Raw genomic sequence first — 13,536 nt, forward strand, 5'->3', positions numbered from 1 at the left:
TGATTAAGCCCCCTTCTTCGCTTTGACTTTGACTGCCGGCGAAACGATCACTTGACCGTTCTTGGCGCCGGGAACGGCACCCTTCACCAACAGCAATTGACGCTCTGCGTCCACACGGGCGATTTCCAGGTTCTGGACGGTGGTCTTGACATCACCCAGATGACCGGTCATGCGCTTGCCGGGGAACACGCGGCCCGGATCCTGCGCCATACCGATGGAGCCAGGAACGTTGTGCGAGCGGGAGTTACCGTGGGTCGCGCGACCCGATGCGAAGTTGTAACGCTTGATGGTACCGGCGTAGCCCTTACCGATCGACACGCCTTGCACGTCGACTTTCTGGCCAGCTTCAAACATGCCGATGCCAACGACGTCGCCTGCCTTCAGTTCGGCAGCCTTGGAAGCGTCAACACGGAATTCTTTGAGGACAGTACCTGCCTCGACGCCAGCTTTGGCGAAGTGGCCGGCGGCGGCTTTCACCACGCGCGAAGCGCGGCGTTGACCGAAGGTCACCTGAACAGCGGAATAACCATCCACTTCAGGCGTTTTGATTTGTGTCACGCGGTTGTTGGACACGTCCAGCACGGTCACAGGGATCGAATCCCCATCTTCCGTGAAGATGCGCATCATACCAACCTTGCGACCAACAAGGCCCAGGCTCATTGTTTTCTCCATTCCCGCCTGCGATTGGGCGGGGCTGATGTTCGTACTACCATAAATTGCAGGCTTTGCGGACGCAAAACCCACATCGAAGCCGAGTATTATAGCCCCTAAAAGAAAAGCGCACAACCGAGGTTGTGCGCTTTTCCAACACTACACCTGCTGATGACTGCAATTACTGCAGCTTGATTTCGACATCAACGCCAGCGGGCAGGTCCAGCTTCATCAATGCGTCAACCGTCTTGTCGGTCGGATCGACGATATCCATCAGGCGCTGATGGGTACGGATTTCGAACTGATCGCGGGAAGTCTTGTTGACGTGCGGCGAACGCAGGACGTCGAAGCGCTGGATGCGGGTCGGCAGGGGAACCGGGCCCTTGACGACAGCGCCGGTACGCTTGGCGGTGTCAACGATTTCCAGAGCGGACTGGTCGATCAGACGATAGTCGAAAGCTTTCAGACGGATACGGATTTTTTGGCTAGGAACCGACATGATTTTCCTTTAAAGAACGAACCGGGGATGGGGATCATCCCCGGCGATGTTAAAAATGCGACTAGTGTTGCTTGTTGCCTTGCTACTACTGCGATTCGACGATTAGTCGAAGATCTTGGCGACGACGCCGGCGCCGACGGTACGACCGCCTTCACGGATAGCGAAACGCAGACCTTCTTCCATGGCGATCGGGTTGATCAGTTGCACGGTGATCGACACGTTGTCGCCCGGCATGACCATTTCCTTGTCCTTCGGCAGTTCGATCGCACCGGTCACGTCAGTGGTACGGAAGTAGAACTGCGGACGGTAGTTGTTGAAGAACGGAGTGTGACGACCGCCTTCATCCTTCGACAGAACATAGATCTCGCCGGTGAAATGCTTGTGCGGCTTGATCGAACCCGGCTTGGCCAGAACCTGGCCACGTTGCACGTCTTCACGCTTGGTACCACGCAGCAGAACGCCAACGTTGTCGCCAGCTTGACCTTGGTCCAGCAGCTTGCGGAACATTTCCACGCCGGTGCAGGTGGTCTTCTGGGTGTCGGCGATACCGACGATTTCGATTTCTTCGCCGACCTTGACGATGCCGCGCTCAACGCGACCGGTCACCACAGTGCCACGGCCAGAGATCGAGAACACGTCTTCCACCGGCATCAGGAAGGTACCGTCAACAGCACGTTCCGGGGTCGGGATGTAGGTGTCCAGCGCTTCAGCCAGGGCCATGATCGCTTGCTCGCCCAGGGGACCGGTGTCGCCTTCCAGCGCCAGCTTGGCCGAACCCTTCACGATGGGCAGGTCGTCGCCAGGGAACTCGTACTTCGACAGCAGTTCACGGACTTCCATTTCCACCAGTTCCAGCAGTTCTTCGTCGTCCACCATGTCAGCCTTGTTCAGGAAGACGATGATGTAAGGAACGCCGACCTGACGGGACAGCAGGATGTGTTCACGGGTCTGGGGCATCGGGCCGTCAGCGGCCGAGCACACCAGGATCGCGCCGTCCATCTGCGCAGCGCCGGTGATCATGTTCTTCACATAGTCGGCGTGGCCTGGGCAGTCAACGTGGGCGTAGTGACGGTTTGCGGTTTCGTATTCGACGTGCGCGGTGTTGATGGTGATGCCGCGGGCCTTTTCTTCAGGCGCTGCGTCGATCTGGTCGTATGCCTTCGCTTCGCCGCCGAACTTCTTCGACAGAACGGTTGCGATTGCAGCGGTCAGGGTGGTCTTGCCGTGGTCAACGTGACCGATGGTGCCGACGTTCACGTGCGGCTTGGTCCGTTCAAACTTGCCTTTTGCCATCTTAGACTCCTAGATTTGATGAGAATGTCCAGGCAACACGCCCGACTGATTACTGACTTGTCAGCGATACGACGAGAAACTGGTGCCCTTGACGTGGATTGAACACGTGGCCTCTCCCTTACCAAGGGAGTGCTCTACCACTGAGCTACAAGGGCATTTTTCCGACTGCACAACAACCAAACATGCAACCGGACCAAAACTTGGAGCGGGTGAAGGGAATCGAACCCTCGTCTTAAGCTTGGAAGGCTTCAGCTCTACCATTGAGCTACACCCGCGAGGAAACAACTTTCACTTCACAACCGCCGCGTCTTTCGATCGCGTATGTACTGCAGGACTGCTTTGACTCCCGGCCTAATGGTGGAGAGGGCTGGATTCGAACCAGCGTACTCGTAAGAGGGCAGATTTACAGTCTGCTGCCATTAACCACTCGGCCACCTCTCCGTGCAGGGAACTCAAAACTATAGAGGAACATCTTTGGACTGTCAACTATATTTTCGCTTCAGGGCTAAATATTTTATCAACTGCCGGATATTGCTCAGAGGAACGACCCGCGACGTTTTTTCGAATCTTCAGGCTTTTTGTGTCTGCGACTCAACCGGCTTTTCATTCCAGGGCGCAATTCTAGGCAACATCAGCATTCCAGGCAAGGCCAGAACGAAGCAAATCAGAAAAAAATTTAACCAGCCGGTGTCAGCGACGATATAACCGACCGAAGAATTGACGAAAGTCCGGGGTACGGCCATCAAACTGGTGAACAGCGCGAACTGGGTGGCGGTATAGCGTGGATCGGTCTCGCGCATGATATAGGCGACGAAGGCCGTGGTTCCCAGGCCGACGCCGAAGGCCTCCAGCCCGATCACCACGGCCAGCACCGGCAGGCTGGCGCCGACATGGGCCAGCCAGGCAAAGCCCAGGATAGGTACCGCCTGCAGCACGCCAAACACCCACAGACCACGATTGATGCCCAGCCGCACCATCCAGATGCCACCGATGATGCCGCCGGCCACGCTGGCCCACAGACTGGTGGTCTTGGAAACGACGCCGATCTCGGTCATCGAGAAGCCCAGATCGATGTAGAACTTGGTGGCCAGCGCCGTGGCCATGCTGTCGCCCAGCTTGTAGAGGAAGATGAAGCCCAGCACCCAGAGCGCATTGCCCCAGCCGCCACGGGCGATGAATTCGCGGAAAGGCAGCACCACGGCTTCATAGAGGCTCTTGGGCGGCGTCCCATAGACCTTGGGCTCCTTCACCAGCAGCGAGCACAGCAGGCCCGGCAGCATGAAGGCGGCAGTGATCCAGAACACGGTGGACCACGGCATCTGGTCGGCCAGCACCAGCGAGAGCGCACCCGGCACCATGCCGGAGAGCTTGTAGGCGTTGACGTGGATGGCGCTGCCCAGGCCCAGTTCGGCCTCGGGCAGGATTTCACGCCGGTAGGCATCGATGGCGATGTCCTGGCTGGCCGAGAGGAAAGCCACCACCGAAGCCATGAAGGCAATCGTGCTGACATCGGTCAGCGGGTCCAGCATGCCCATGCCGCCGATGGCGAGGAACAGCAGCAACTGCGTGAACACCATCCACCCGCGTCGCCGGCCCATGCCACCGAAGTGGAAGCGGTCCATCAGCGGCGACCAGACGAACTTCCAGGTGTAGGGGAACATCACCAGCGCGAACAGCCCGAGGGTCTTCACGTTCAGACCGGACTTGGCCAGCCACGCCTGCAGCAGGCTCAACAGAATGAACAGCGGAAGGCCGGAAGTGAAGCCGAGGAAGACGCAGATCAGCATGCGCCGGTTCAGGTATTGGTGCCAGGAAGCGGCGGGTGCAGTCATGGGCGGGTCGGCTCGAAAAACGCGGGATATGAAAGAAAAAACGCCGGAGGCCAGCGATGGGGCGCTGCCGGACCGGCGTCTGCAAGGCATGTGAAGCTGAGCGCTTATTTCTTGCGCAACCTGAACACAGCCAGGCTGCCGCGCCAGTTGGGCAGGTAGCGTACCGGCTTGCCGTCCTTCAAGGCCACACACTCCAGCACTTCCAGCCCGACCTGGTTGGCCAGCGCCTCGAAGTCCCTGATCGTGGCGCAGCGCAGGTTCGGCGTATCATACCACTGGTAGGGAAGGCTTCTGGAGACCGGCATGCGCCCCCGCAAGAGCGCCACCCGGTGCGGCCAGTAGGCGAAATTGGGGAAGGACACCGTCACCTCACGCCCGACCCGGGCGATCTCGCGCAACGTGCCTTCCACGTCCTTGACCATCTGCAGTGCCGACAGGCACAGCACGGTATCGAAGGCATTGTCCTCGAACATGGCCAGGCCGCCATTCAAGTCCTGCTGGATCACCGAGACGTCGCGCGCCACGCATTTGGGAATCTGCGCATCATCGATCTCCACCCCATAGCCGGAACAGCCCTTGTCGGTCTGCAAATAATCCAGCATCACGCCATCGCCACAGCCCAGGTCCAGCACCTGCGACTTCTCACGCACCCAGTGGGCGATGAAGGCCAGATCGGGGCGCAACGCGCTCAATTGTTCGAAAGTCATGCGCGGCCCTCCTGCTGCAGTTCGGTCCAGATGCTGGCGTAGTATTCGCGCACCACCTTCATGTAGCGCGCATCATCGAGCAAGAAAGCGTCATGCCCGTGCGGCGCGTCGATTTCGGCATAGCTCACGCGGCGTTTGTTGGCCACCAGCGCCTGCACCATCTCGCGGCTGCGTTCCGGCGAGAAACGCCAGTCGGTGGTGAAGGACACCAGCAGGAACCTGGCCCGTGTGCGGGCGAAGGCCTTGGCCAGGTCGCCGCCGAATTCACGCGCCGGGTCGAAGTAGTCCAGCGCCTTGGTGATCAGCAGATAGGTATTGGCGTCGAAGTAGGTAGAGAACTTGTCGCCCTGGTAACGCAGGTAGGACTCGATCTCGAAGTCCACGCCGTAGCCGAACTGGTACTGGCCGGAGCGCAGGTCGCGGCCGAATTTCTCGGCCATGTCGTCATCCGAGAGGTAGGTGATGTGACCCACCATGCGCGCCACCCGCAGACCGTTCTTGGGTACCATGCCATGCGCATAGAAATCGCCGCCATGGTATTGCGGATCGGTCAGGATGGCCTGACGCGCCACGTCGTTGAAGGCAATGTTCTGGGCCGACAGCTTGGGGGTAGAGGCGATCACCAGGCAATGACGCAGGCGATCCGGGTACATCATGCTCCAGGCCAGCGCCTGCATGCCGCCCAGCGAGCCGCCCATGACGGCGGCAAAGCAATCGATGCCCAGACGGTCCGCCAGGCGTGCCTGGGCATTGACCCAGTCTTCCACCGTCACCACCGGAAAATCGGCGCCGTAGGGCTGGCCGGTGGCCGGATTGGGGTGCATGGGGCCGGTGGAGCCGAAACAGGACCCCAGGTTGTTCACGCCGATGACGAAGAAGCGGTCGGTATCGAGCGACTTGCCGGGGCCGACCATGTTGTCCCACCAGCCGACGTTGTCGGGGTCGTCGGCATAGACGCCGGCCACATGGTGGGACGCATTGAGCGCGTGGCACACCAGCACGGCATTGGATTTGTCGGCATTGAGGGTGCCGTAGGTTTCATAGGTCAGCGAGTAATCGGCCAGCGCGGCGCCGCTCTGTAGCGGCAGGGGCTGGTCGAAATGCATGACCTGGGGCGATACGATTCCGATCGACATGATGTTTCTGCGTAAGTGACTCGGCGCCAGGCGATCCTTGTGGATCAGGGCTGGCGGTCGCTTCGCCGGAATGAGCTGGAGCCCGTCTTCGGAGCGCTGGTCACGGGCAACAAAAAAGCCCGGAAGCAATGCTTGCGGGCTCACTCATCGATGGGGCTGGGGCTGGTCTTGGGAAGAACTGCTGATCCAAGCTCGCTTTAGCCGCATTTAGATGGGATCAGGATCCCGGCGCCCGCAAGCTGAAGTTGGTCAAACCGTTCAAATCGGCGCAGTGGCGTAAGAATACCCAAGTCGGGCAGGCCCGTCAAACGACCCTGCCCGGCCAACGCGGCGCAGCTCAGCGTCGCCTTGCCACCTTGGCTTCGACCGCCGGCACTTCTGCGTGCAGGGCCTGCAGTTGCGCCATGGCCGCGCTGATGGCGGACGGTTCGGAGGCGCGCAAGACCTTCTTGACTTGTGGTTCCAGCAGACGCAGATCGCTGTTGAGGATCTCGTTCTTCACCGACAGGATCTGCGAGGGATGCATGGAAAATTCCAGCAGGCCCATGCCCAGCAACAGGCGCGTCCATTTCAGGTCGCCCGCCATTTCACCACAGACCGACACCGGAATGCCGGCCTTGCGCCCCTGGGCAATCACCGTAGAGAGCAGGAACAGCACTGCCGGATGCAGCGGGTCATAGAGATGCGCCACTTCGTGGTCGACGCGGTCGATGGCCAGCGTGTACTGGATCAGGTCATTGGTCCCGATGGAAAGGAAGTCCAGGCGCTTGATGAACAGGGGCAGTGCCAGCGCCGCCGCCGGAATCTCGATCATGGCGCCCACCGGGATGTCCTCATCGAACTTCTGCTTGCGATCGCGCAACTGCTGCTTGGCCTGCTCGATCATCGTCAACGTCTGGTCGATCTCGAAGGCATGCGCCATCATCGGGATGAGCAGCTTGATCGGCCCATACGCGGAAGCACGCAGGATGGCGCGCAACTGCGTGAGGAACATCTGCGGCTCGGACAGGCAATAGCGGATGGCGCGCAGACCCAGGGCCGGGTTCAGGGCGGTTTCCTCATCCTCGTCCAGCGGCTTGTCGGCCCCCACGTCGAGCGTACGGATGGTGACCGGCCGCCCCTTCATGGCGATGACGACCTGCTTGTATGACTCGCACTGTTCATCCTCGGAAGGGAATTTCTCCAGATGCCCGGCGCGCCCCATGAACAGGAACTCGGAGCGGAACAGACCGATGCCCATGGCCCCCGCCTCGAAGGCCGGCGCGGCATCGCCCGGCAATTCGATGTTGGCCAGCAGCGTGATGGGTTCGCCATCCTGGGTGATGGCGGGAGTCTTCTTCAGGCGCGAGAGCTTCTTGCGCTCGCGCAGCAGGCGCTCCTGGCGGGCACGGTACTGCGCCAGGACCAGCGGCGAGGGATCGACGATGACCACGCCCGCATCGCCATCGATGATGAGCACGTCATCGTGCTTGACCAGTACCGAGGCGTTATGCATGCCCACGGCCGCCGGAATGGCCAGGCTGCGGGCGACGATGGCGGTATGCGAATTGGGCCCGCCCAGGTCGGTGACGAATCCGGCAAAGGCATTCCCGCGGAACTGCAGCATGTCGGCCGGCGAGATGTCGTGCGCCACCACGATGATGTTGGCCGCGGCCTCACCAGTGGGAGGAAGAGGGTTGGCGCTACCGGTCATGACCTTGAGGATGCGCTCGCCCACCTGCTGGATGTCGGCCTTGCGCTCGCGCAGGTAGGGGTCCTCGATTTCGTCGAACTGGGCCGACAATTCCTCGATCTGGGTGACCAGCGCCCATTCGGCGTTGTAGTAGCGGTGACGGATGATGTCCTGCGGCACTTCGGCAAGCATCGGGTCCGACAGGATCAGCGAATGCACGTCGATGAAGGCGCCCAGTTCCGGCGGCGCATCCTTGGGCAGTTCCGAACGGATGGTGTGCAGTTCCTGGTGCACTGCCTTGACGGCGCCCTTCAGGCGCGCGATCTCGGCTTCGACCTGGTCGGCCGCGACCAGGTAATGTTTGACGTCCAGTGCGGCCGGCGCCATCAAGTGCGCGCGTCCGATGGCGATGCCTTGCGACACCGCGATTCCATGTAAGCTGAAAGAAGCCATCGCGTATCTCCTGCCTGTGTTCTTATATTCCGCCGTGTTGCCAGCGCGCGGTAGCCTGGAGCAAGTTACCGAACAAATAGCGGTTTGGCAATCGCGACCGGGGACATCGCGGCGGGGTGGGGTGACAGGCAGCTGGGGTGAATATTGTTTCACGTCACGCAACATGTACGTGACGATCCTCACATCGCAAGAAGCATTCCAGCCGCGCCGCGATGTTGCGGCGCAAAACCGCGGGCGCGGTCGGGGAGGATTACTGGCCTTCGCCGAACTTGTCGGCGATCAGCGCTTCAAGCGCCGTGAAGCATTCCTGCTCGTCGGCGCCATTGGTTTCCAGGGTCACCATGCTGCCCTTGCCGGCGGCCAGCATCATCACGCCCATGATGGACTTGGCATTGACGCGGCGCTTGTTGAAGGTGAGCCAGACTTCGCACTTGAACTTGCCGGCCAGCTGGGTGAACTTGGCCGAAGCACGGGCATGCAGACCAAGCTTGTTGACGATTTCGAGTTCTTTTTGAATCATGTTCCGCTTTCGTTTTTATCTTGTTGGCGCGCGCCGTCCGCGACCGCAGTCCACTGCGGTCACAACGATGGATCAGGCCGAGGCTGCCACGCGGATGCGATTGTCGATCCGCACTGCACCATTCTGGCCTCCGGCCAGCGCCATTTCAACCACTACATCCAGCGTGTCATTGCGATAGGTCAGAGCCCGCAGCAGCATCGGCAGGCTGATGCCTGCGATCACCTGGACGTTGCCCAGACCACACAGGAAGCCCGTACAGTTGGAGGGCGTACCGCCCATGACATCGGTGATGACCAGCACACCGCTGCCATCATCGAGGCGACCTACCGCCTCGATGGCGAGTTTTTGCACCTCCGCCGGGTTCTGGTCGGCGATCACGTCAATCGCCTCCATCCGTTCGGGACGGCCGCGGAAGACGTGCGTTGCGGCGGCCAGGAAAGCTTGCCCCAGCGGGGCGTGCGTCAAGAGAAGAATACCAACCATGGATTTGTTGCCATCTGATGCGACGCGCTTTTCCCCGAGCAGCCCGTCATGCTCTGTCGATCCCATTATCCGATCGACCCTGTTGCCTCTGCTGCCCCTGCGGCCACTTCCAGCGCGTCCACGAACATCGCGGCCACGTCAAACCCGGTCTGCTGGGTGATTTCCTGGAAGCAGGTCGGGCTGGTCACATTGATCTCGGTGAGATAGTCGCCGATGGCGTCCAATCCTACCAGCAACAGGCCACGTTCATACAGGACAGGACCCAGCGCTTCGCCGATCTCGATATCCCGCGCCGATGCCGGTTGTGCCTTGCCCAGACCACCGGCGGCCAGGTTGCCGCGCACCTCGTTGCCCTGCGGAATGCGTGCCAGCACATTGGGCACTACCTTGCCGCCGATCAACAGGATGCGCTTGTCGCCTGCGCTGATCTGAGGAATGAAACGTTGCGCCATGATCGTGCGTTGACCGTTGTCGGTCAGGGTCTCGATGATGGAGCCCAGGTTCATGCCGTCGGCCTTGACGCGGAAGATGCCCATGCCACCCATACCATCCAGGGGCTTGAGGATCACGTCCTGGTGCTCACCGTGGAAATCGCGCAGGCGCTTGGCATCCCGCGTGACCAGCGTCGGCGCGGTATATTGCGGGAATTGGGCGATGGCCAGCTTCTCGTTGTGGCTGCGGATGGCCGCCGGCTTGTTGAACACGCGCGCGCCCTGCTTCTCGGCCAGCTCCAGCAGGTAGGTGGTGTAGATGTACTCCATGTCGAAGGGCGGGTCCTTGCGCACGATCACCGCATCGAACTCGGAGAGGAAGGCCGAGGCCGGCTTGTCGGCCCGGTACCAGTCATCGGCATCGCCGGTGAGCGTCACCTTGAAGGCATTGGCGGTCACCAGCCCGCTTTCCAGCACCAGGTCGCCCTGTTCGAAGGCATAGATGGTGTGACCACGTCGCGCGGCTTCGCGCATCATGGCAAAGGTGGAATCCTTGTACGTCTTGAACGTATCCAGAGGATCGGCGAGGAAAGCGATTTTCATGAGACGGGTGTCCTGTTGGGCCTGGCGCAGGCCCGATATTAATAAACTTCCGGGTTGGGATCGGTCTTTTCCATCTCTACCGATGCCGCCAGCAGCGCCAGTCGCGCCACCACGCCATACATGTAGAAACGGTTGGGCGCGGCCGTCCCCGGCTTGGCGTGCATGTCCGGCAGGGCGTGCTGCTGGGCGAAGGCCAAGGGCACGAAATGCGCGCCGGGCGCATTGAGGTTCTCGTTCACGCCACGGTCGGCATGTACGCGGTAGAAACCGCCCACCACGTAACGGTCGATCATGTAGACCACCGGCTCGGCCACGGCCTGGTTGATGCGCTCGAAGGAGTGCACGCCTTCCTGCACGATCACCTCCGACACTTCCAGTCCTTCCTTGCCGGCCAGCATGCCGGTGCGCTGCTTGCGGTTGAGGTCCTTGATCTCGCTGGCGTCCTTGACTGTCATGATGCCCATGCCGTACGTACCGGCATTGGCCTTGATAAAGACGAAGGGTTGTTCCTTGATGCCGTATTCCTTGTACTTCTTGCGGATCTTCGACAGCAGCGAGGACACGCTGTCGGCCAGCGCGTCGGTACCGGTATTTTCCTGGAAATCGATGTCGCTGACCTTGGCGAAGAGCGGATTGAGCATCCAGGGATCGACTTCCACCATCTTGGAAAACTTCTTCACCACCTCATCATAGGCAGCGAAGTGATTGCTCTTGCGGCGCATCGCCCAGCCGGCATGCAGCGGCGGCAGCACGCTCTGCTCATGCAGGCCCTCCAGCACCGACGGAATGCCGATGGACAGGTCGTTGTTGAGCAGCACCGTACAGGGATCGAAATTCTTGAGGCCCAGGCGACGACCATTGGCCGAACGTTCCAGCGGCTCCAGGGTGATCTGGGTGCCGTCGGGCAACTCCATGTGCTGCGGCTTGGTCACGCCCGGCGCCAGGGTCCCCAGGCGCACGTTCAGTCCGGTCTGGCGGAAGATCTGCATCAGCCGGCCGATGTTTTGCAGGTAGAAGGTATTGCCGGGCTGGTTTTCCGGGATCAGCAGCAGATTGCGCGCGTCCGGACAGTATTTCTCGATGGCGGCCATGGCCGCCTGGACCGCCAGCGGCAGCATTTCCGGCGACAGGTTGTTGAAGCCGCCCGGGAACAGGTTGGTATCGACCGGCGCCAGCTTGAAGCCGGCGTTGCGCAGATCGACCGAGCAATAGAACGGCGGCGTATGTTCCTGCCATTCCATGCGGAACCAGCGTTCGATGGCCGGCGTGGCGCCCAGGATTTTCTTCTCCAGCTCCAGCAGGGGACCATTCAGAGCGGTGACGAGATGCGGGACCATAAAAAACCTTAACGAGATGTAAATGCCGGCAGCGAGTGACGATTTTAGCGGATTCCTGCATCCGTGTTGCGACGCGGTATAAGCCGCTGGGCTGCGCTGTTGCCATTTCAGCCACGGCCCTCACCGGCCACGGTCGCTGCAAGGGCGTGGCTGGGAGACTCCAGATGGCGATGATGAAGGTATTTTAAAGAGCCCGAGTCAAATAGTCGGGAATTATTGCGCGGCGATGCAAAAGCGCATCACTTGCAGCATTGCCATGAAGAAATCTTCACTAACCTTTCTCTTCCTGGCGGCCGGAAAATGAAAAAAGGCGCCCGAAGGCGCCTTATAAAGAGGCCGTTTCCAGCCCCGAAGGAATACTGCAGACTCGTTACAGCTGATGCTTAGTGGTAAGCCGATTCGCCGTGGCTGGAAATGTCCAGGCCTTCGCGTTCTTCCTCTTCGGTCACACGCAGACCGATGACGACGTCGACGATCTTGTAGGCGATGAAGGAAACCACACCCGAGATCACCACGGTGGTCAGCACGCCCTGGAACTGGATCCAGACCTGGCCGCCGATGGAGTAGTCCGGTGCCACGGCATTGGCGACGTAGTCGTAGATGCCGGTGCCGCCCAGGCTCGGTGCAGCGAACACACCGGTCAGGATGGCACCCAGGATGCCGCCCACGCCGTGCACGCCGAACACGTCCAGCGCGTCGTCCGAACCCAGCAGCTTCTTCAGACCGCTCACGCCCCACAGGCACAGCAGGCCAGCCAGCAGGCCCATGACCACGGCGCCGATGACGCCCACGAAGCCGGCCGCCGGAGTGATCGCCACCAGACCGGCGACAGCACCCGAAGCAGCACCCAGCATGGAGGGCTTGCCCTTGCCGATCCATTCGCCGAAGCTCCAGGACAGCACGGCAGCAGCAGTTGCCAGGATGGTGTTGACGAACGCCAGGGCAGCGCCACCGTTGGCTTCCAGACCGGAGCCGGCGTTGAAGCCGAACCAGCCGAACCACAGCAGCGAGGCACCGACCATGGTCAGGGTCAGGCTATGCGGCTTGAAGGCTTCCTTGCCGAAACCGATACGCTTGCCGATCACGTAGGAACCGACCAGGCCAGCGATAGCGGCGTTGATGTGCACCACGGTGCCGCCGGCGTAATCCAGCGCGCCCTTCTGGAACAGCCAGCCCGAGATCGCAGTCGCCTTTTCAGCGGCAGCAGCGTCGGTGAAGGCGTCCGGACCCGGCCAGAACCAGACCATGTGGGCCATCGGCAGGTAGGAGAAGGTGAACCACAGGATCGAGAACAGGATCACGGCAGAGAACTTCACGCGTTCTGCGAAGGAACCGATGATCAGCGCCACGGTGATGGCGGCAAACGCACCCTGGAAGGCCACGAAGACCAGTTCGGGGATGACCACACCCTTGCTGAAGGTGCCGGTGGTCGAATCACCGGTCAGGCCATGCAGGAACAGTCGGTCGAAGCCGCCGAAGAATGCTCCGCCCTCGGTGAACGCGATGCTGTAGCCGTACACGAACCACAGGATGTAGATCAGCGAGAAGATCATGAAGCACTGCATCAGCACCGACAGCATGTTCTTGCTGCGCACCAGGCCGCCGTAGAACAGGCCCAGGCCCGGCAGGGTCATGAGGATGACGAAGGCGGTGCAGACCAGCATCCAGGCGGTATCGCCCTTGTTGGGCACCGGTGCGGGTGCGGCGGCAGCGGCCGCCGGGGCGGCAGGAGCAGCAGCAGGAGCGGCAGCTTCAGCCTTGGGTGCAGCCGGAGCGGCAGCGGCCGGGGCAGCGGCGGTGGCCGCAGCTTCAGGCTTGGGCGCGTCCTGCGCCTGGGCCGGGGCAGTAAAACCTACTGCAAACAGCAGCGCGCCAATGGCGAGCGCGCCGGAAAACATTTTCTTCATGCTCATTAGAGT

The 13,536-nt window shown here is 61.0% G+C and carries 12 protein-coding genes and 3 tRNA genes; all 15 read right to left on the minus strand.

Features of this window, described 5'->3' with window-relative positions; translation table 11 throughout:
* Positions 1-3 precede the first annotated feature (3 nt).
* Positions 4-660 carry a 50S ribosomal protein L3 gene (rplC, locus tag BTM36_RS01675; RefSeq protein ID WP_006464934.1) on the minus strand — a complete coding sequence of 219 codons (657 nt, stop codon included), beginning with the start codon at positions 658-660 and terminating at the stop codon, positions 4-6.
* Between the two features lie 172 nt (positions 661-832).
* Positions 833-1,150 (minus strand): 30S ribosomal protein S10, encoded by a 318-nt coding sequence (rpsJ, locus tag BTM36_RS01680; protein WP_006464935.1) that lies wholly within the window; start codon positions 1,148-1,150, stop codon positions 833-835.
* Positions 1,151-1,252: 102 nt separating this feature from the next.
* The gene (gene tuf / locus BTM36_RS01685; RefSeq protein ID WP_077234960.1) at positions 1,253-2,443 is read right to left on the minus strand and encodes an elongation factor Tu; all 1,191 of its coding nucleotides are present in this window, start codon (positions 2,441-2,443) and stop codon (positions 1,253-1,255) included.
* 80 nt (positions 2,444-2,523) lie between these two features.
* Positions 2,524-2,598: transfer RNA gene (locus BTM36_RS01690), tRNA-Thr, on the minus strand.
* 46 nt (positions 2,599-2,644) lie between these two features.
* Positions 2,645-2,718: transfer RNA gene (locus tag BTM36_RS01695), tRNA-Gly, on the minus strand.
* 80 nt (positions 2,719-2,798) lie between these two features.
* Positions 2,799-2,884: transfer RNA gene (locus tag BTM36_RS01700), tRNA-Tyr, on the minus strand.
* 128 nt (positions 2,885-3,012) lie between these two features.
* Complete coding sequence (locus tag BTM36_RS01705) at positions 3,013-4,275, minus strand: AmpG family muropeptide MFS transporter (protein ID WP_077234961.1); 1,263 nt, start codon at positions 4,273-4,275, stop codon at positions 3,013-3,015.
* A 104-nt stretch (positions 4,276-4,379) separates the two neighbouring features.
* Positions 4,380-4,982 (minus strand): methionine biosynthesis protein MetW, encoded by a 603-nt coding sequence (gene metW / locus BTM36_RS01710; protein WP_006713312.1) that lies wholly within the window; start codon positions 4,980-4,982, stop codon positions 4,380-4,382.
* Positions 4,979-6,118, minus strand: a complete 1,140-nt coding sequence (locus BTM36_RS01715; protein WP_077234962.1) for a homoserine O-acetyltransferase — start codon at positions 6,116-6,118, stop codon at positions 4,979-4,981. Before BTM36_RS01715 ends, metW begins: the two co-directional genes overlap by 4 nt.
* A gap of 337 nt (positions 6,119-6,455) precedes the next feature.
* The gene (gene ptsP, locus BTM36_RS01720) at positions 6,456-8,243 is read right to left on the minus strand and encodes a phosphoenolpyruvate--protein phosphotransferase (RefSeq protein ID WP_077234963.1); all 1,788 of its coding nucleotides are present in this window, start codon (positions 8,241-8,243) and stop codon (positions 6,456-6,458) included.
* 250 nt (positions 8,244-8,493) lie between these two features.
* Positions 8,494-8,763 (minus strand): HPr family phosphocarrier protein, encoded by a 270-nt coding sequence (locus BTM36_RS01725; protein WP_006713306.1) that lies wholly within the window; start codon positions 8,761-8,763, stop codon positions 8,494-8,496.
* Positions 8,764-8,835: 72 nt separating this feature from the next.
* Positions 8,836-9,312: a PTS sugar transporter subunit IIA gene (locus BTM36_RS01730; protein WP_039876622.1), complete on the minus strand. Its 477-nt coding sequence runs from the start codon at positions 9,310-9,312 to the stop codon at positions 8,836-8,838.
* The gene (gene gshB, locus BTM36_RS01735) at positions 9,312-10,280 is read right to left on the minus strand and encodes a glutathione synthase (protein WP_077234964.1); all 969 of its coding nucleotides are present in this window, start codon (positions 10,278-10,280) and stop codon (positions 9,312-9,314) included. Before gshB ends, BTM36_RS01730 begins: the two co-directional genes overlap by 1 nt.
* Before the next feature lie 38 nt (positions 10,281-10,318).
* Entirely contained in the window at positions 10,319-11,617 is a 1,299-nt protein-coding gene (gene gshA, locus BTM36_RS01740) for a glutamate--cysteine ligase (RefSeq protein WP_077234965.1), read from the minus strand.
* A gap of 383 nt (positions 11,618-12,000) precedes the next feature.
* The gene (locus tag BTM36_RS01745; RefSeq protein ID WP_077234966.1) at positions 12,001-13,530 is read right to left on the minus strand and encodes an ammonium transporter; all 1,530 of its coding nucleotides are present in this window, start codon (positions 13,528-13,530) and stop codon (positions 12,001-12,003) included.
* Positions 13,531-13,536: the final 6 nt, after the last annotated feature.

The sequence above is a fragment of the Herbaspirillum sp. VT-16-41 genome, assembly GCF_001994935.1.
Classification (GTDB): domain Bacteria; phylum Pseudomonadota; class Gammaproteobacteria; order Burkholderiales; family Burkholderiaceae_D; genus Herbaspirillum; species Herbaspirillum frisingense.

Excerpts from the sequence above, each read along its gene's own strand:
- gshB (WP_077234964.1), bottom strand. The coding sequence starts at position 10,280 with ATGAAAATCGCTTTCCTCGCCGATCCTCTGGATACGTTCAAGACGTAC.
- BTM36_RS01730 (WP_039876622.1), bottom strand. The coding sequence starts at position 9,312 with ATGGGATCGACAGAGCATGACGGGCTGCTCGGGGAAAAGCGCGTCGCA.
- BTM36_RS01705 (WP_077234961.1), bottom strand. The coding sequence starts at position 4,275 with ATGACTGCACCCGCCGCTTCCTGGCACCAATACCTGAACCGGCGCATG.
- BTM36_RS01725 (WP_006713306.1), bottom strand. The coding sequence starts at position 8,763 with ATGATTCAAAAAGAACTCGAAATCGTCAACAAGCTTGGTCTGCATGCC.
- ptsP (WP_077234963.1), bottom strand. The coding sequence starts at position 8,243 with ATGGCTTCTTTCAGCTTACATGGAATCGCGGTGTCGCAAGGCATCGCC.
- BTM36_RS01715 (WP_077234962.1), bottom strand. The coding sequence starts at position 6,118 with ATGTCGATCGGAATCGTATCGCCCCAGGTCATGCATTTCGACCAGCCC.
- BTM36_RS01745 (WP_077234966.1), bottom strand. The coding sequence starts at position 13,530 with ATGAGCATGAAGAAAATGTTTTCCGGCGCGCTCGCCATTGGCGCGCTG.
- metW (WP_006713312.1), bottom strand. The coding sequence starts at position 4,982 with ATGACTTTCGAACAATTGAGCGCGTTGCGCCCCGATCTGGCCTTCATC.
- gshA (WP_077234965.1), bottom strand. The coding sequence starts at position 11,617 with ATGGTCCCGCATCTCGTCACCGCTCTGAATGGTCCCCTGCTGGAGCTG.
- rpsJ (WP_006464935.1), bottom strand. The coding sequence starts at position 1,150 with ATGTCGGTTCCTAGCCAAAAAATCCGTATCCGTCTGAAAGCTTTCGAC.
- tuf (WP_077234960.1), bottom strand. The coding sequence starts at position 2,443 with ATGGCAAAAGGCAAGTTTGAACGGACCAAGCCGCACGTGAACGTCGGC.
- rplC (WP_006464934.1), bottom strand. The coding sequence starts at position 660 with ATGAGCCTGGGCCTTGTTGGTCGCAAGGTTGGTATGATGCGCATCTTC.